Annotated in this window: 13 protein-coding genes; 2 read left to right on the forward strand and 11 right to left on the reverse strand. The window is 51.9% G+C overall.

Annotated elements, in window-relative coordinates; genetic code table 11:
* Positions 1-213: 213 nt before the first annotated feature.
* Complete coding sequence (locus tag ACX1DY_RS22665) at positions 214-1,035, reverse strand: AraC family transcriptional regulator (RefSeq protein WP_458966462.1); 822 nt, start codon at positions 1,033-1,035, stop codon at positions 214-216.
* 123 nt (positions 1,036-1,158) lie between these two features.
* Between ACX1DY_RS22665 and ACX1DY_RS22670 the strand changes: the two genes are divergently transcribed.
* Entirely contained in the window at positions 1,159-2,445 is a 1,287-nt protein-coding gene (locus tag ACX1DY_RS22670) for a Gfo/Idh/MocA family protein (RefSeq protein WP_458966463.1), read from the forward strand.
* Positions 2,446-2,562: 117 nt separating this feature from the next.
* On the opposite strand, the gene ACX1DY_RS22675 is transcribed toward ACX1DY_RS22670, so the two are convergent.
* Entirely contained in the window at positions 2,563-3,102 is a 540-nt protein-coding gene (locus tag ACX1DY_RS22675; protein ID WP_458966496.1) for a helix-turn-helix transcriptional regulator, read from the reverse strand.
* A gap of 219 nt (positions 3,103-3,321) precedes the next feature.
* Here ACX1DY_RS22675 and ACX1DY_RS22680 point away from each other — a divergent pair, with 219 nt between their 5' ends.
* Positions 3,322-4,512 carry an MFS transporter gene (locus ACX1DY_RS22680; protein ID WP_458966464.1) on the forward strand — a complete coding sequence of 397 codons (1,191 nt, stop codon included), beginning with the start codon at positions 3,322-3,324 and terminating at the stop codon, positions 4,510-4,512.
* 75 nt (positions 4,513-4,587) lie between these two features.
* Here ACX1DY_RS22680 and ACX1DY_RS22685 read toward each other — a convergent pair whose 3' ends face one another.
* The 9 genes from ACX1DY_RS22685 to iolD all read right to left on the reverse strand — a co-directional run bounded on the left by ACX1DY_RS22685 (position 4,588) and on the right by iolD (position 17,867).
* The gene (locus ACX1DY_RS22685) at positions 4,588-5,979 is read right to left on the reverse strand and encodes an MATE family efflux transporter (protein WP_458966465.1); all 1,392 of its coding nucleotides are present in this window, start codon (positions 5,977-5,979) and stop codon (positions 4,588-4,590) included.
* Between the two features lie 61 nt (positions 5,980-6,040).
* Positions 6,041-7,777: a hypothetical protein gene (locus ACX1DY_RS22690; RefSeq protein WP_458966466.1), complete on the reverse strand. Its 1,737-nt coding sequence runs from the start codon at positions 7,775-7,777 to the stop codon at positions 6,041-6,043.
* A 49-nt stretch (positions 7,778-7,826) separates the two neighbouring features.
* Positions 7,827-8,489: a hypothetical protein gene (locus ACX1DY_RS22695; RefSeq protein WP_458966467.1), complete on the reverse strand. Its 663-nt coding sequence runs from the start codon at positions 8,487-8,489 to the stop codon at positions 7,827-7,829.
* Between the two features lie 32 nt (positions 8,490-8,521).
* Positions 8,522-9,394, reverse strand: coding sequence for a carbohydrate ABC transporter permease (locus ACX1DY_RS22700; protein ID WP_458966468.1), 873 nt, complete (start codon positions 9,392-9,394; stop codon positions 8,522-8,524).
* A 24-nt stretch (positions 9,395-9,418) separates the two neighbouring features.
* Complete coding sequence (locus ACX1DY_RS22705) at positions 9,419-10,321, reverse strand: ABC transporter permease (RefSeq protein WP_458966469.1); 903 nt, start codon at positions 10,319-10,321, stop codon at positions 9,419-9,421.
* Between the two features lie 74 nt (positions 10,322-10,395).
* The gene (locus ACX1DY_RS22710; RefSeq protein ID WP_458966470.1) at positions 10,396-12,009 is read right to left on the reverse strand and encodes an extracellular solute-binding protein; all 1,614 of its coding nucleotides are present in this window, start codon (positions 12,007-12,009) and stop codon (positions 10,396-10,398) included.
* A 393-nt stretch (positions 12,010-12,402) separates the two neighbouring features.
* Entirely contained in the window at positions 12,403-14,655 is a 2,253-nt protein-coding gene (locus ACX1DY_RS22715) for a helix-turn-helix domain-containing protein (protein ID WP_458966471.1), read from the reverse strand.
* 272 nt (positions 14,656-14,927) lie between these two features.
* On the reverse strand, positions 14,928-15,824 hold the full coding sequence (gene iolE, locus ACX1DY_RS22720) for a myo-inosose-2 dehydratase (RefSeq protein WP_458966497.1): 897 nt from the start codon (positions 15,822-15,824) through the stop codon (positions 14,928-14,930).
* 87 nt (positions 15,825-15,911) lie between these two features.
* Positions 15,912-17,867 carry a 3D-(3,5/4)-trihydroxycyclohexane-1,2-dione acylhydrolase (decyclizing) gene (gene iolD, locus ACX1DY_RS22725; protein WP_458966472.1) on the reverse strand — a complete coding sequence of 652 codons (1,956 nt, stop codon included), beginning with the start codon at positions 17,865-17,867 and terminating at the stop codon, positions 15,912-15,914.
* Positions 17,868-17,877 lie beyond the last annotated feature (10 nt).

The raw sequence follows: 17,877 nt of genomic DNA on the forward strand, positions 1-17,877 counted from the left end.
TTCCCCCTGTTCTTATTTGATGCATTGAAGTTTACACCGAATCTAAGGATGATGCAATTGTTTGTTTAATTAAATTTAGTAAGTTTAGTATAAAAAAGAACTAATTTACGCGTTTATACTGCTGAAATGTGATGTTATTATGGCTTCACACTAAAAATAAACATTTATTTTTTAGTTATTTCAACTAAACTATTCACTTCATTAGTTCACCTCTCACTCCCCCCGGTTCTGCTTGCGGTACTGCAGCGGCGAGCGTCCCGTGATGCTTTTGAACACTCTGCCGAAATGGGCGATGCTCTCGAACCCCGTCTCCCGGGCAATCCGGACTATCCTCCAATCCGTCTCCTTCAGCAGATCTTTTGTCTCCCGGATGCGGACATAATTCAGATACTCAACAATCGTAAACCCCGTCGTCTGCTTGAACGTCCGGCACAGATACGGGGTGCTGATGAAGAAATGCTCGGCAATCCCGCCAAGCGTCAGTTTCTCGCTATAGTGCGCATCTAAGTGCTCAATAATATCGTACACCCTGCGCTGCCCCTCGCTTTGTTCAGGGTTTACCACCGAAGGCTTCGCCTCCCGGATACGGTCCAGCCGGATCAAGAGCTGAAGCAGCAGTGTCTGCAAATAGAGCCTGCTCCGAAGCTGATTATCCCGCTGCTCGCGCAGCATAGCCTGGAACAGGTCAGCAAGCTCCCCTTGCTCATGTGCGGTTGGCCGAAGCAGAAAGCTCTCTCCCGCAAATACCCTCATCCAGTCCATATCCATTCCGGCCACCGGCCTCAGGAACCGGTCATCGAAGCTGATCAGAATCCGCTCATGCGGCGAACGGTTGCGGCTGGTCGTGCGGTGCAGCTCATTTTTATTGATAAAGACGAGATCCCCCGCCTGCAGCGCATAAATCCGGTTATGAATGTAGTAATGCCGCTCCCCTGAGAGCAAATAATAGATTTCATAGAAATCATGAAAATGGTCGGTATCCATATTGAAGTTCCCGGTCCGCCTGATCTGCTCCACCTCAAATATTGAATCCATCCCGCGCCTCCAAATCAGGTTAATATACGCATACTTTACTCTAAATCAGACTAATTCCCGTTCACTTTTAACATTTTCTATACTATAAAATAGAAACAAATCCAAGTAAATGGAGTGATCCCCTTGTCCAAAAAGAAGTATGCCATCGTCGGCATCGGCGGCCGGGCAGAATTTTACTACGGCGAACTTGTTACCGCTTACAAAGAAACCTCTGAGCTGGTGGCCTTCTGCGATGTCAATCAGACCCGGATGAATGTTGCCAACCAGATGCTAAAAGAGAAATACAGCTATCGTGAAGTCCCTACCTATAAAGCCGAGGATTTCGACAGGATGATTGCCGAGACTAAGCCTGACTTCGTGCTGGTAACCACCATTGACCGCACACATCACAAGTATATTATCCGTGCGATGGAGCTGGGCTGTGATGTCATTTCCGAGAAGCCGATGACCATTGATGAGGAGAAATGCCGTGATATCTTCGAGGCCATTGAGCGTACCGGCAAGAATCTGCGCGTCACCTTCAACTACCGCTATGCCCCGCATAATACGAAGATCCGTGAGATTATTATGGACGGCGTGCTGGGCGAAATCCTGTCCGTCAATTTCGAGTGGCTGCTGAACACCCAGCACGGAGCAGACTATTTCCGCAGATGGCACCGGGACAAGCGGAACAGCGGCGGCCTGCTGGTGCATAAATCGACGCATCACTTCGACCTCATGAACTTCTGGCTGGCATCGCAGCCGGATACCGTGTTCGCTATGGGTGATCTGCGGTTCTATGGCAAGGAGAATGCCGAGAAACGGGGAATCACGGAATTTTATCAACGCGCTTATGGCAGCAAGGCGGCCGAGAATGATCCGTTTGCCCTGCACCTGGACAGGAACGAGAGCCTGAAGCGCATGTACCTGGATGCCGAGCATGAGGACGGCTACCAGCGCGACCAGAGCGTCTTCGGCGATAACATCAGCATCGAGGACACGATGAATGTAATGGTCAAATACAAGAACAAGACCGTCATGAACTATTCGCTGAACGCTTATATGCCGTGGGAAGGCTTCATTATCGTCTTCAACGGCACAAAGGGCCGGATGGAGGTTCGCATCACTGAACAATCCTACGTTAATTCCGGCGGCAAAAAAGAAAGCGAAGGCGCGCTGGAAGCGGTCAATATTACCATCTATCCGCATTTCCAGGAGCCTTACCGCGTTCAGCTTGAAAGCGCCGCAGGCGGACACGGCGGGGGTGATCCGGTGCTGCTGCGCGATATTTTTGATAAAAAACAGGAGGACCGCTTCAACCGCGCTGCCTCCCACAAGGACGGCGCAATGTCGATCATGACCGGCATTGCCGCCAACCGCTCCATGCGCACAGGACAGCCGGTGAAGGTTGACGACCTGTGGCGGATGTAGCTTTTAAATAAAGAGCTTATACAAGAACAGGCGTGTTTTCCAGTCAAAGACCGGAGAGCACGCCTTCTTATTATGGAATGATCCATCCGTTCTCTGCCGAACAGATTCGGTTACCAACTATACCCGATCGCTCAACAAGTCCTGCTTTAGCTTCTGCAAAAACTGCAGCTGCACCTCGCATTGCTCATACATATTTTCAAAGATCAACAGCACATTCTTTGAAATTTCAGTATACTTCTCCTTTTCCTTTTGCCCCGCTTTCATTTCATCATAAATATTTTGAATCGCCTGCTGCTGTACCTCTAGTGCTTCAATGATTTCTTCCTTCGGCGCTTCATCTATGAACGTAAGGACTGTGTACAGAGCGGATGGGAAAACAACAGAAGCCTTCTTGAACGAGCTGATCAGCATGCTGTTAAATTCATCCTTACCCTTGGGTGTGATGGAATAAATGGCTTTTGAGCGGTTGCCTGTTTGCTCAATCTTTTCCAGTCGGACTAACCCATCCTTTTCGAGCTTTCTTAGTGCATGGTAAATAGATGCAGGCTGCACATATGCCCATTTATCTGTTTTAGCAGAGGCCATCGCTTGTTGGATTTCATAGCCGGACATCGGCCCATATTTTAATAGCAGCCCCAGAACCATTACGTTTGTCATGATCTTCGCTCCACTCAAATAATAAAATCATAATATTAAAACTATAGTATCCATCTACACCATTAAATACTATATATGAACCTGCCATCTGTAAAGATCATCAATGTAAAACTCTCCCTTTACACAATATGGGTTAGTTGCTACAATACAATCGTAAAACCAATACTATAATTTTAGTATTATACTTTTAGTATTCACTTAGGAGGATGGAAATTATTTATGAACACGATTACCAAATCACAGCAAAAAGCAGCTCTGTTAGTTGTCGGTATAGCGATTTTTCTGGATATGCTGATTTATGGACTGGTGGTGCCCATTCTTCCTAAATATGCTAGCGCTCTTGGGGCATCCCAGACAGAAATCGGCTTGCTTTTTGGAAGCTACGCTCTCGCACTCTTCATCGCAACGCCTATATTTGGAGCATTATCAGACCGGATTGGACGGCGCGCCCCTATGCTATGGGGATTACTTGGCTTGGCTGCAGCCACGCTATTATTTGCATTTGCTGAACAATATTGGATGCTTATAGTTGCGAGAGCCTTGCAAGGACTTGCCGCTGCAATTACCTGGACATCGGGATTAGCCATACTTGCTGATCTGTACCCTTCCGATGAACGCGGCAAAGCCATGGGGCTTGCATTGTCAGGACAGGCGGCAGGAATCCTGCTTGGGCCTAGCTTAGGGGGCTGGATGTACCAGTTAGGCGGCTACAGGCTTCCTTTCCTGTTCGCAGCAGCTCTGGCCGTAGCCGACGGGATGCTTAGAGTCTTTCTATTACGAGATTTACCAGAGAAAAAATCGGACACTTTTCGCTCATCCTTCGGTTTGCTTCGGAATCGGGGTCTTCTGCTGATCAGCGGTGTTGTTATTATTGGTGCGGCAATACCCAGTGTGCTGGAGCCGACCCTCCCGCTGCATTTGCAAGAGAAGTTCAACGCTGAACCGGGTTTTATCGGAATGTTATTCGCTATCCCCACATTATCCTACGGACTCGCTACCCCTTGGATCGGCAAGCTATCCGGCACAATTGGGTATAAAAAAGCGATGTTAATCGGACTTGCAATAGTCTCCATAATCCTGCCGCTCGCAGCCCTGCCGAACTCCATGTGGATACAGGCAGCTTCATTAGCACTTTTGGGAATCAGTATGGGCATAGTCCTTGCACCTTCTCTTCCCGCACTCGCAGACATTTCGGAACAAAGCGGAATTTCTTCATATGGAATGACCTTTGCCCTCTATAACACCGCCTATTCGTTAGGAATGATCCTGGGACCCGTGACCAGCAGCGTGCTGACCGATGCCATCGGGCTAAAGCTTTCATATCTCGCGATTGGCTGTGTTGCACTTGTGTATATGCTCATCATGCTTCCAAGTGTCCGAAGGACTGAAGGAGTTCGCAAGTCTGATTAAAATACAAATGACCCGTAAGAGGGCCACTTTTTCAAAGCTCCCATCTTACGGGTCACAGTGCATAATATCTTTACCCTATATAACGCGGTGCTGATACCATTTCTCCCCAAGAAAACGCCGGAGGAAGATAAAGCCGCGCACACCCCATTCACAGTTCATCGCCAGCCACACCCCGATAATGCCCATGTGGAGCACAATGCCGAGAATGTAGCCCAGCACCACGCGGAACAGCCACATGGAGAGCATGGAGACCATAGAGGTGTACTTGGAATCGCCCGCTGCTCTAAGTGCGGAAGGCGTAATGAAGCTTACCGACCACAGCGGAATCTGGGCAATTGAATTGATCAGAAAGACAATGAAGATGTCCCTGAGAATCTCAGCGGGAGGATGGAACAGCGACACCAGCGGATTGTACAGCGGGAAGATCAGCAGCGCCATCAGCACAAAGGAGGCCGAAGACAGCCACAGAAACGATTTGACAAATTTGCGCGCATCCTTCGTATTCCGGCTCCCCATACATTGGCCGACGACCGTAATGAGGGTCAGTGACAGAGCATTTGCGGGAATCTGCATAACCCCGGCGAGCGCGGAGCAGATCGCATTCGTGGCAATCGCATAGGTGCCAAGACTGACTATGAAGATTTGCGTCAGAATTTTACCGCCGTTGAAGAACATCTGCTCCGCCGCGAACGGCAGACCAATGAACATGATTCTTTTGAGCATCGACCAGTTCAGAACCAGCAGATCACGAATTTTCACATGCAGGCTGCTGTCGAGCTTGAACAAATAGATCAGCGAGCAAATCGCCGCCAAATACCGGGAGACATTGACCGCGATGGTCATCCCGAGCACACCCATGTGCAGCCCGTTGATAAATACAAAGTTTAAGAGTACATATGAGAAGTTCATAATCAGCGAGAGTATCAGTGATATGCGGGTCCTTCCGATGCCGCGCAGCGCGCCGCACACCGCCTCCATCACAGCGATTCCCAAATAGGACAGGCTGCTGCCGATCAGATACGTGCGGGCATTCGCCATGACCTCAGGGGAAGCCGCGCCGAACAATATATTTAACAGCGGACCATGCAGGATGATCCCGAACATTCCAATGGCAAAAGCCATCAAAGACACAGACGATACCGCACCGGCAGTCGCTTTGGACACCATGAGGTCGTTGCCGCTCCCCTTGTACTGGGCTACAACAACGGTTCCGCCAGTTGAAACGGCAATGAACACACTGATCAGAAAAATATTCAGCGAATCAATCATGTTCACCGCACTGACTGCCGCCACCCCGGACGAGCTGATCATCGCCGTGTTCACAACGTTCAGCCCCACCACAAAGGCCTGGTCTACCAGAAGGGGAATAAATAAAGCTATAATCTGACGGTAGTCAATAGATTCTCCGGAAAAATACTTGTCGAGAAACAGGCGGCCCTGCTTCACATTCACCTTGGGCTCTAGCATAAGTTCACTTCTTTATATTAGAATTTAGGGCCCCGTTATTCTAACATATGAGGTGCATAAGTCAAGAAGGAGATAATTTAATTGTGAACGTCTTGTCGAATGGGGTCACCAGGTTGACCAGCACCGCCTTGCAGTTATTCTGCAGCTTGGCCTCGCGTACCCCGGCAGCCAGATGGCTCATCTCGCCTCCCGTCAATTCAATCCACTCCTCACCGCATGTATAGCGGAGGTTGCCGCCGCTCCAGAGATAAGAGTCCTCTTCTGCAGCCTGCAGCTCCCCAGAAGTGAAGCTTCCCTCCCGGCCAAAAATGAAGGAGACCTGGGTCATAACTTCCCCCGGTTCTTCGCTGTGCAGCCGTATTGTCCAGTCCTCGCCTATGCGCTGCACCTCCGCCTGTACACGGAATGTCTGTTCATGCGTAAGCGGACGGCTCTGGTGCGGAAGCAAATACCAAGGGCTGACCGGTGTTTCAGATGTTTGCGGAAGGAGTGCTCCTTCAACCGGGCCGTAGTAGCCCTTCTTTTGCTCTCCCGTCAGGCGGTATCCTTCGGGCAGCTTGGTCATTTCCTGCATCGGCACATATCCCGGATAAAAGTAAGACGCCACCTGAACGGCCAGCAATCTTACGGAACCGTGACGCAGCGCAAAGAAAGAAGGTGTCTCCGTGATCAGCGTGACACTGGTGTCGCCGTCCCGGTAGCGGACAACAGGCGCTCCGAAATCGGTGTGCAGCCGGCTGTGATAGATTTTCCCGTTATGGCCGGCAGTCTCCATCTGCTGCAAATAACCGTGCCGCAGGAAATCACCGTTCAGCATTTCCTCGTATTTCACGGGAAGGGGTGTCTCTGCCTTTAGCGGCTGCTGAAGCTCCGGCTCCAGCAGCATCCGCACAAGCACATTGACGGAGCAGACGCCCGGATTCTCAAGCGCGCGGCCGGCCCATTCAGCCATGCCCGCGAACATATCATCCTTATCGGAACGGGCCAGAATGGCATAAGGCAAATAATACGGAGCCAGATCATGGAAGCTTCCCAGATCCTGCCGCCCGGAATAATCGGTAACAATCTCGCCCGAAGGATGGACCAGATAGACCATCATGCGCAAATTCTGACGAACCGGTTCCAGCAGCCCCCGCCGATTCAGCAGACGGGCGGCATGAATCAGCATAATGTCGCTGACTGCACTGTAAATGCCGTTGCTTCGCTCCGTCCATTCCCCGTCCGGCGTAATGTCCATTCCTTCCGCGAGCCACTGATCTGCACGCTGAACAGCCGCTTCCAGCCCGAACAGCTCATGCAGAAACCCTAGCGCGGCGCACAGCACCCAGCGATGATTCGGCGTGTGGCAGCCCCCCGTAAGCATGACGGGAATGGTACGCTCAAGAAACAGCCGCATATTGTCCATTACCGGCTGCAGCGGCTGCCAGTCCTGCCCCGCCAGCAATTGGTACAACTGAGCGTAGCCCACAACGACAAAGGCCGTATCCGGCGGAGAGTGAAAGTTCGTCCAGCCCGGGGAGATGGAGCCGTCCTCATGCTGTGCTCGCAGTACGAATTCCGTCGCCAGCAGCAGCCGTGCCAACAGCTCCTCATCCCGGTAATACGCAGAATCCGGGTTGACCAGGGCCGCTCCCCAATAACACATCTCGGTCGGGGTGCCTGTCGTGTGATTGACCCAGGCAATGCCCGTTCCGGGATCAATCGTTCCCCCATAATAGCGGCTCTGCGGGTCGAGCACCTGCCGGGATAGTCCTTCCGCTACTGCTCTGTCATTACTGTCCACCAGTTGCTTGTACATTGTAATTCCCTCCAAATAAACATTCTGCACCGCTAGGCGGGTCCAAGGCCTACAGGCGTTCCAGCTCTTTCCCGACACGCTCAGGGATTTCCGCTAACAGCTCGCTCCAAGAAACGAAAAGGTCCTCCCGGTCCGCATATTCCCAGCTCCCGTAGGACAAGGATGGCGTGAACCGGCAGGTTTGCAAAAACGCGCGGACTCGTTGATTAATCTCATCGTCCGTCGCCAGAATTCCGTCCAGAAAGTGGCCGTAAATCAGGCCATCCGCCCCTGCCTCCTCCTGCGTGCAGGAGCTGAAGCCCGGCAGCAGCTCAAATAGTTCGGGAAGTGGGGAAAGGGCATGCTTGCCGGGCTGGACAAAAAGTCCAGCACGTGTTCCGCTCAGGTTGGTGCGGCCGCGCAGCAGCCCTTTCAGGTATTTACCGTGAAAGCTTGCTTCGACATCCGCCACCTCTCCATTCCTGCCGATGTACACCCACACATGCTCCAGATCATATAGATGCTGGATATCATAATCGTAGTAAATGGCGTATTCCACAACGGCCTCCACCTCAGGGCGGTTCACCGCCAGACGGCGCCGGAAGGACGGAGAGTCACCGTCCTGACGCAGCACCGTTATGCCAAAGCGAACCGGGAAGAACGGCTCGTTATGATCGAAAAATAACCGCGGAGCATACCTGGCAGCCAGCTTACGGTCCGCATCATTCAGCATACCTGCGTTCTCCTTTCTTTATGCCATGCAGCTCAGCCTTTGACGGCACCAAGCATGACACCGCTGACAAAATACTTCTGCAGCCACGGGTAGACGGCAAGGATTGGCACTGTAGCGAAGATAACGGTGGCCGCCTTAAGACTCTCCGGTGTCAGTGCGGTCCGGCTCGCCCCTTCCAGCTGCGTCAATTCAGAGACCATATTGTTCTGCACCATCTGGAACAGCTTAAGCTGAAGCGGATACAGCTCCGGACTGTTGATATACATCAGGGAATCCTGGAAGCCATTCCACCGTCCCACGGCATAGAAGAGAGCGAGCGTAGCCATGACAGGCATGGATAACGGCACCACAATGCGCAGCAGGGTGTGGAAATGGGAGCTGCCATCAATTTCAGCCGATTCCTCCAGGCTGGGCGGAATATTATTGAAGAAGGAAATGAGAATAATAAGGTTAAAAGGGCTGACGAGGCCAGGAAGAATAAGCGACCAGACCGTATCAATCATTTTCAAATCGCGGATCAGCAAATATTCAGGAATGATACCGCCGCTGAAAAACATGGTGATGACAATAATGTACATAAAAAACTTGCGGCCCTTCAGATTACTTTTCGTCAATGGATAGGCAGCTGCAATGGTGAAGAGCATACATAGCACAGTTGTGGCTATCGTCAGAATAACGGTGTAGATCAGTGAGTGAATCATGGCATTATTGGAAAACACCTGGATGTATGCGTTCCAGTTCACTTCAATGGGAAAAAGAGTCACTTCGCCGGATGTAATGGCCCGGTTCGAGCTAAGCGACACTGCAATAATGTGTAAAAACGGGGCCAGACAGAACAAAACGAATACGGCCACAAATGTAATATTAACGGTATCGAATATACGGTTAGAGGTACGTTCACTCATAGCACTCCGTCTCCTTTCTGTTTATCATAAAATACCGTTGCCGGTTACTTTTTTCGAAATATAGTTGGAACCTAGAATGAACACCAGACCCACCACCGCCTGGAACAATCCGATTACGGTAGCCAGCGTATATTGCCCGGATTCCAGACCGATCCGGTACACAAAGGTGCTGAGCACATCGGAGTATTCACGGACTGTTGTATTACCGATAACATAGGGACGGTCAAAGCCGATGCTGACCATTTTCCCGAGATTGAGAATAAGCAGTGTAATGATGGTTGGCTTGATGCTCGGAAGCGTAATGTAGCGGATTTTCTTGAGCCTTGTAGCTCCATCCACTTCGGCAGCTTCAAACAGCTCCCTGTTGACACCCGTTAACGCTGCCAGATAGAGAATAGTTCCCCAACCGGCACTTTGCCAGACACCTGTGAAGAGATACGTGATCAGCCATGGATTTTTTTCCGTTAGAAACGGAACAGGGTCCAGTCCCAGACCTACCAGGACTTCGTTTACCATACCGGACTGGTTGCCAAACAATTGGTATACGATCCCCCCAATGATCACCCAGGAAATAAAGTGGGGAATGTACAAAAGGGTCTGCGATATTTTTTTGAACCATACCGACCGGATCTCATACAGCATAATAGCGAGTATGATCGGGGCCGGGAAAGAGACCAGCAAATCAAGAAAATTCAGCATAAAGGTATTGCGCAGGGTGGTGTAGAACTCCCTCATTCCAAAGACCTGGCGGAAGGCGTCAAAGCCGATCCACTCACTGCCCCCGATCCCCTGAAACAGATTGAAATCCTTGAATGCAATCTGCACACCATACATCGGACCGTAACGGAAGATCACGAAATAAGTAATAGGCAGCGCAAGCAGCGCGTATAGTTGCCAATACCGTTTGAAGTATGACGCTTTGCTCAAGTTGGTTTCCTCCTATCTTAGAAAAACCGGGTGGAGCGGCATTGCACCTCCCCCCCGGCTCTCACTTTATTTGTTTATTTTGCCGGAAGCTCCTTAACTGCCTGATCCAGTTCTTCTTTCAGCTTAGCTCCGCCTAGAGACATGAAATCCTTCATTTCCTGCTCGTAAACCGCATCGAACTGATCGGGTTTAGCCATCGTTGTTTTTACAATGATCACATCGAGCTTATCTGTAAGTGTAGTGCCATATTGCGCTTCCCCTTCAATCGGCTTGCCGAAGACGATCGGGCCTACGGTGTCTGCGTTAGCGATAGCGATCGACTGCTTCAGCATTTCCTGATTGTTTTTCGGGAAGCCCATCACCCATGCTTTTTCATTGGTTGCCTGGTCGCCGATGTTCTTGCCGTTGGAGATGATCGCCATGTCGCCGCCATTGAACAGACGATCGGCAAATTCTTGAGGGACATTTTCTTTGACCACCGGAATTCCATCGACCATATCATAGTTTTCGCCTTCAACCCCATTGTATATATCAATAAGGTTATTGCCTGTGGCCATCCAATCCAGATATTTAATCGCTTCTACGGCGCGCTTGCTGCTCTTTGGAATCATGATGTACATACCGTTAGAGGCATAGCGGGATTTAATGTGTTTGTTGTCAACCTTGGCATTCGTATACACGTCTACCGGTGTGACCTTGCTTCCCGGCACATTTTTGTGGAGATTATCCATAGTGCCTTCTGCATAGAACTGGGCATCCACATCTTCCGACCAATAGCCGGTGTTGCCGTTCTGGACATCCTTGCCCAATTGGGCCTTATCCTTATCCAGACCGAAATCCTTGCTGATCAGCCCTTCATTGTAGAGCTTGTTCAGGAACTGCATTGCATCCTTGAAGCCCTCATGAAGCGGCAGCTCATACCGCTGGCTGTAAGTCAGATCGCCGCTGATTGGCTTAATGAAGGAGTAGATCAGCGTTTCATATTGAGCTGGAGCAAGCGCCATGCCCATTGGGATGTTTTTGCTGCCGAGCTTGCCAGGATCTTTCTCTTTAAACGCTTTCAAAGTTGTGTACAGCTCATCGGTCGTCTTTGGCACAGGCAAGCCCAGTTTATCCAGCCAATCCTGACGGATGTAGGAGCTGTAACGGCCCGTGATCGCACGTTTGCCCGGGATGGAGAACTGCTTGCCATCAAGCAGTCCGAATGACAGCGTTTCGTCGCCGATAAACTTCTTCAGGTTCGGACCATACTCATCGAGGAGTTTTCCTACATCGGTCAGACCGCCCTGCTGGGCATAGCAGTAAAATACGCTCGAATCATAAGTAAATACGATATCTGGCACATCGCTGTCACTCGCCATCAGCACGTTCAGCTTCGTTACTTCCTCAGAGCGCTGAATCGGTACATACTGAACATCAATGTTGTTCGGATCGCCGAAATTTTTCTGCACCAGCTTGGATAAAAAGTTGTTAGTAATGGTTTGAGGCGCCGGGCTGTTGCCCCGGTCGAATATTTCCACTTTGAGCGTGACGCGCTTGGCGCTGTCCCCTTCTGCTGCCGAACCCCCGTTTGCTGTGTTGTTCTTAGAATCGGAGGAGCAGCCGGCCAGCAGGGATACCCCCATTACCGCGGTTAATCCGACCCCGATTGCTTTCTTCAGAACTCCTTTGTGTACGTTCACTGTCATTTTTCCATCTCCTTCGCCTCTGCAGGCTTTTTTAATGGTGACTTCATGATTCCCCCAACCTTAAACCTGTGTAACACTGAAGCTGCATCCCTCTCACGTAAGCGTTACCAATGTACGACTTGGCCGCTTGTTGTTCCGGGGATGCCCACAGTATTCCATGAATTTCGGCAGTTTGACAATAAACCCGTTTCGGATGCTCCCCTGGCCGTTAATTCAGACTTCCTGTTTATCCATACAACCATTTTCGTGCAATAAACCGCTTTCAAAATTACCAAAAATAAAGACCGCATCCGTGTTTGCAACTCCTGACGGAGGCTGGCGAGCAAGGATTGCGATCCTGGAATAATTAGCACAAGCTCAGTTGTTGACGCTTTATCTAAAAAGTCGTGCTGCTCATGTTCTGGAGTTCAGGCGTCCGCGCTTCAAAGAGCGGTAATCGCCCGGCGTGATGCCGGCGACCCGTTTAAATACCCTTCCGAACGAAATGGCATTGGCATAACCAACTTTGAGCGCGATATCCTGCAACGAATAGTCCGTCTCCAGCAGCAGGTGCTCGGCTTCCTTCATCCGCAGCTCCGTAAGGAAATCCACAAATTTCATATTGAATTCCGTTTTAAAAAGATAGCTGGCATATTTGCCGGATACCTGAAACCGGTCGCTTAAATGCTTCAGGGAAAGATCGGGATTGGCAAAATTCTCTTCAATATAGTTCTTGATCTCGTTGACCATCGCCCTGTAGCTTTTGGTTTCACTGACGGAGACATAGGTACGGAATAAATCGGTCAAATATTCAAATAGAATACCCTTCATTTCATCAATGGATTCGGCTTCCTCCAGCAGCTTCAGACGTATCGAGGTATTCTCCGCCGACAGTTCATCCTCCAGCTGCTCCGACATCACAGCCACTTCACGGCTCAGCATTTGCAGCATGGCCTGGATTAGAGAGCGAATATCGTCATCCTGCAGAAAATCGCGTTCAAACGCTTCAAAAATCTCTTCCAGCCGTTCCCGCCACTGGCTGCTCGACATTCGAAACTGCTTGACGAACTCGGCAATCATCTGTAAATACTTATAAGTCTCAAGCAGCGGCTGACGCGCCTCCACCCCTTCCGCCAAAGCGATATCCTCGTGCATCAAGAGCTTATGCTGCATCACATTCTCCGCTGCCGCATAGGAATCCCGGATTGCCCCCGGACCAGTCGCCACCGGCCCGATACCGAAGCTGAGGGAGATGCGCAAATTCTGTTCTACCCAGTTGCGGCATTCCTCGGCGAATATGCGGATTTTCTCGGTCATCTTCTCATCAGTCCCGGTTGCCAGGAAGAGAATCGCTGCCCGGTCGGTGCCGATCCACTCCGCCCAGCCCTGCAAATCAGCCCCCCGCGCCAATTCCTGAAAGACATTCATCAGGGCAAACTTGAGCGTGTTCTGGTCCCCCCTTGTGTAGCGCTCCTGAAAAACCTCCTCGTAGCGGTTGATTTCGCTGAGCACAACCGTAAACCGGGATGAGGAGTGAGCACCGGTGAGCGGCGACACCTCCTCCATTCGCTGGACGATATTGTCCGTCCGCTCGCTGCGCAGCAGATCAGTGAATAGCTTGCTGCGCTGGAGCAGCAGGTTCTCCCTGCTCTTCTTGTCATAATCCGTCAAATTGTTGATCAAATCCTCCAGTACCCCGTCAATGAGCTTCATTTCGTCCGGCCTGTTGGTGGAATTGTCCATCGTTCGAATCTGATGGCCTTCAATCCGGTTCATAATCACCTGAATCGGCTTGTAGTTGCGCCGGGTCACATATATGAGGTAAAGAACCGCGCACACAACGGTTCCGAACGCAACCGCCACCCAGAGATAGGAGATCACAGAAACCCAACCGAACAGGTTCCCCGTCTTGATCCCGCTGGAGAACTCCCAGCCAAGCCTTTCCAGGTACAAGGTGTTCAGCAGCTTGCCGTTCTCCGCCCCTTCGCTGTCTGAATGCGCCTGATAAATAATCTTTCCATCTTTTCCGGCAATAGTAAGGTAGGACAATTGTTCGTTGACCATGCTATCGACAATCTGTTCAATCCCGCTCATTTTAATATTGATGACAAGCACACCCTGTGAGCCGAAGGGCAGAGGCATGCTTTTATTAATGGTAAGCACACGCACAGACGTGCGCTGAGTGAACTCATCCTTGTATTCCCTGACAGGCTGCCAGCCTTCCGGCAAGGAGCCGGAGGCAATACGCTTAATCCAGTCCTCGTCTATAAATCCTGAAAGGTCTTTTAAACCAGTTTCTGTTAAAACGCTTTCATTTCTCTTGTCATATAAATAAATGGATTGAATGTAAGGCGATTTGTCGGTCAGGTTGCGCAGGCTCTGGGCAATTGCATATATTGCCCCCGTATCTGCCATGCCTTCATCGTTAAAATAACGCTTATACATATCGCTGCTTTCGGCAGTGTCCAGCACCGACAGTTCGACTTCCTTGATCGTACGGTCCACGTTATCCACGAGATAGCTGGCAGTGATGCGATCCGCCTTCTTGGTTTCCATTCGTGAAATATCGTTGATAAACACAAAAGAGGCAAAGATCAGTATCGTCACAGTAAGCAAAAAAATAGGAAAGTACGACAGCAGCAAGCGGTGATACCAGGTACGGAACAATAGACAACCCCCTCAATACAGCCGTTAGAATACCAGGCCGCAGTCCGGCCGTTGATGCAACAATTATACTTCCGAATTGCAATTATAGCACATGCGGCCTGAACCCGGTCAACGAAGCAACAAAAACGACGCCATCCAATTTTTACATCCCGCCTCAACCCATCCCAACCTGTCCCTGTCCATGAAAAAAGGCGGGGTGCACACAGCCGTGCAACCCCGCATATACACCGCCCGGGCAGCCGCCAAGCGGCGAATAACTGCCCACCTGCGGTTTACAAACCGCTGATTTCCTTGATATAGCGGCGCGCCTTGATCGCATATTCCAATGGATCGGCAAGCGCCGGATCTTGCTCCGCTTCCACTACGAACCATCCCGTATAGGAGTGCTGGGCCAATTCGGCGAAAATCTCAGCAAATGCGATGCAGCCGTCGCCGGGCACGGTGAACGCTCCCGCTTTTACAGCCTGCAAGAAGCTAAGCCCTTCCTGCTTGACACGCTCGACAACCTCCGGCCGGATATCCTTCAGGTGCACATGCTTGATCCGGGGTAAATGGAAGCGCAGCACCTCCAGCGGATTCTCGCCGGCAAAGGCCAGATGCCCGGTATCGAACAGCAGGGACACCTCACCCGGATCTGTAAGCTCCATCAGCCGGGCAATTTCAACCGCGCTCTGCACTCCGGTCCCCATATGGTGGTGATACACAAGCGTCATATCCTTCTCGGCAGCCAATCTGCCCAGCCCGCCCAGCCCTTCCGCAAGAGCCGTCCATTCCGCTTCCGTGAACACAGGCTTACTGGCAAACAGCGGCGTATCCATTTGTCCTTGAATACTCCGCCCCTGTTCTGAAACTACAATCACCTTGGCCCCCATCGCATGCAAAAAATCACGGTGCGCACAAAAGGCCGCAGCGGTCTCCTCATATGGACGCACCGTCAGGTACGCGCTGAACCAGGCGCTGGCAATCTCAAGCCCCCTAAGCTCCAGAGCCTTATGCAACTGGTCCGGGTCGCGCGGATACTTGTTGCCCACCTCGCTTCCCTGAAACCCGGCCAGTGCCATCTCGCTGATACACTGCTCAAAGGTATTATCCCGTCCAAGCTCAGGCATATCGTCATTGGTCCAGGCGATAGGAGCTATCGCCAGCTTGACCGCATGTTCTTTGAACATCATCGTCTACCCCTCCGTTGTCACCATACGGCAGGCGCGGGCCTGCCGCTGCATTGTTGCATTCATACTTCGTCAGCTCTGGCTGCCTCAGTAGCTGCGCGCCTTCTCCAGTTGCCCGCGCTTCTGCTCATAAGCGGCCTGCACCGCTTCGCTGCCGGACACTTCCGGTACCCCGACATGCCACCAGGCTCCATAGCCATGAGTCATTGTCTTTGGCAGCACCTTGATGTCGATCAGCGTGGACCGCTCCTGCTTCCGTGCTTCCTCCAAGGCGCTGTAGAGTTGCTCTGCCGTTGCCGCACGGAAGCTCTTGACACCATAGCCGGCAGCGCTGGCTGCATAGTCGATGCGCATCAGTTCGCCGCTAAGCTGCCCTTCCGGGCTGCGGTGGCGGAATTCTGTGCCCAGACTGTTCAAGCCTTGCTCCATCTGCAGATTGTTGATGCAGCCGAAGCCCGCATTGTCCAGCAGAATGACGTTGATCTTCTTGTTCTCCTGAAGGCTCGTCACCAGCTCCGAATGCAGCATTTGATAGCTGCCGTCGCCTACCAGCGCGTATACCTCCCGTTCCGGTTCCGCCAGCTTCACGCCGAGCGCACCGGAGATTTCATAGCCCATGCACGAAAATCCGTATTCCATATGGTAGGTATCCGGCACAGCCGAATTCCACATCCGCTGCATATCGCCCGGCAGGCTGCCTGCGGCCCCAATGACAATGGCGTCCTTCGGAATGTACTCATTGAGTATGCCGAGTACCCGCGTTTGCGTCAGTGAAGTGTTCAGCGCCGCCGCATATTCGGGGAGCTTCTCATCAAGATGTCCGGCAATCTCTGGCACGAATGAACCTGCAGTGCCGTCCGCCCCCTCATTCCCGGTATACTCCACGCCGGCCAGACGCTTTCTTTCCGCTTCCCACGCCGCCTTGGCCGAGACGATTTCATCCGTATAGGCGGAGTGGTAGCCGCGCTCCTCCAGGGCCGCAGACAGCGCTTTTAGACCTTCAGCGGCATCGCTGACCACTGCGAGCGCATCCAGCTTGGCCGCATGATAAGGAGACGCGTTGATCGTCAGGAACTCCACCTCAGGGTGTGCGAATAGACTCTTCGAGCCTGTGGTGAAATCCGTAAACCGGGTGCCGACACCGATTACCAGGTCTGCTTGTGCGGCCAGGCTATTCGCGCTGCCGTTGCCGGTGACACCTATGCCGCCGAGATTGTAGGCGCAGTCGCTTGCCACCGCGCTTTTGCCTGCTTGCGTTTCACCGAACGGGATGCCGAATCGCTCTGCAAAAGCACGCAGCTCCGCTCCGGCATCCGCATACCGTACTCCGCCCCCACAGACCAGGAGTGGTCTCTGTTTGCTGGTAATAAGGTCAGCCGCTGCGGCAATTTCATCCGGCCGGGGAAGGCGGGGTAGGGCCCGGTGAACACGTTTGCGGAAGAAATCAAGCGGGTAATCCCAGGCCTCTCCCTGCACATCCTGCGGCAGCGCGATTGTAACCGCCCCTGTGTCGGCCTGATCGGTCAGCACACGCATCGCGTTCAGCAGTGCTGTCATCAATTGCTCCGGCCGGTAAATCCGGTCCCAATATTTGCTCACTGCCTTGAAGGCATCGTTGACCGTAATCGACAGGTTATGAGTATGCTCCATTTGCTGCAGCACCGGATCGGGCTGGCGGGTAGCGAACGTGTCTCCAGGCAGCAGCAGTACGGGAATCTGATTAGCCGTCGCGGTGGCGGCGGCCGTCAGCATATTGGCCGAGCCCGGCCCCACCGAAGCGGTACAGGCCATGATCCGCCGTCTGCGGCTTTGCTTGGCGAAAGCGGTCGCCGCATGAACCATTCCCTGCTCATTCCTTCCCTGGTAGACCGTTAGCGCTCCCGAAGCCTCCTGCAGTGCTTGCCCCAAGCCGAGCACATTCCCATGGCCGAAGACAGTGAATATGCCGTGTACGAACCGCTCCGGCCCGCCGCCAAAGTCCACATACTGCTGCTCCAGAAACTTCACCAGTGCCTGCGCCGTCGTTAATCTGATCTTATCCACATGAACTCCT

It is taken from the genome of Paenibacillus sp. BAC0078, assembly GCF_054483875.1.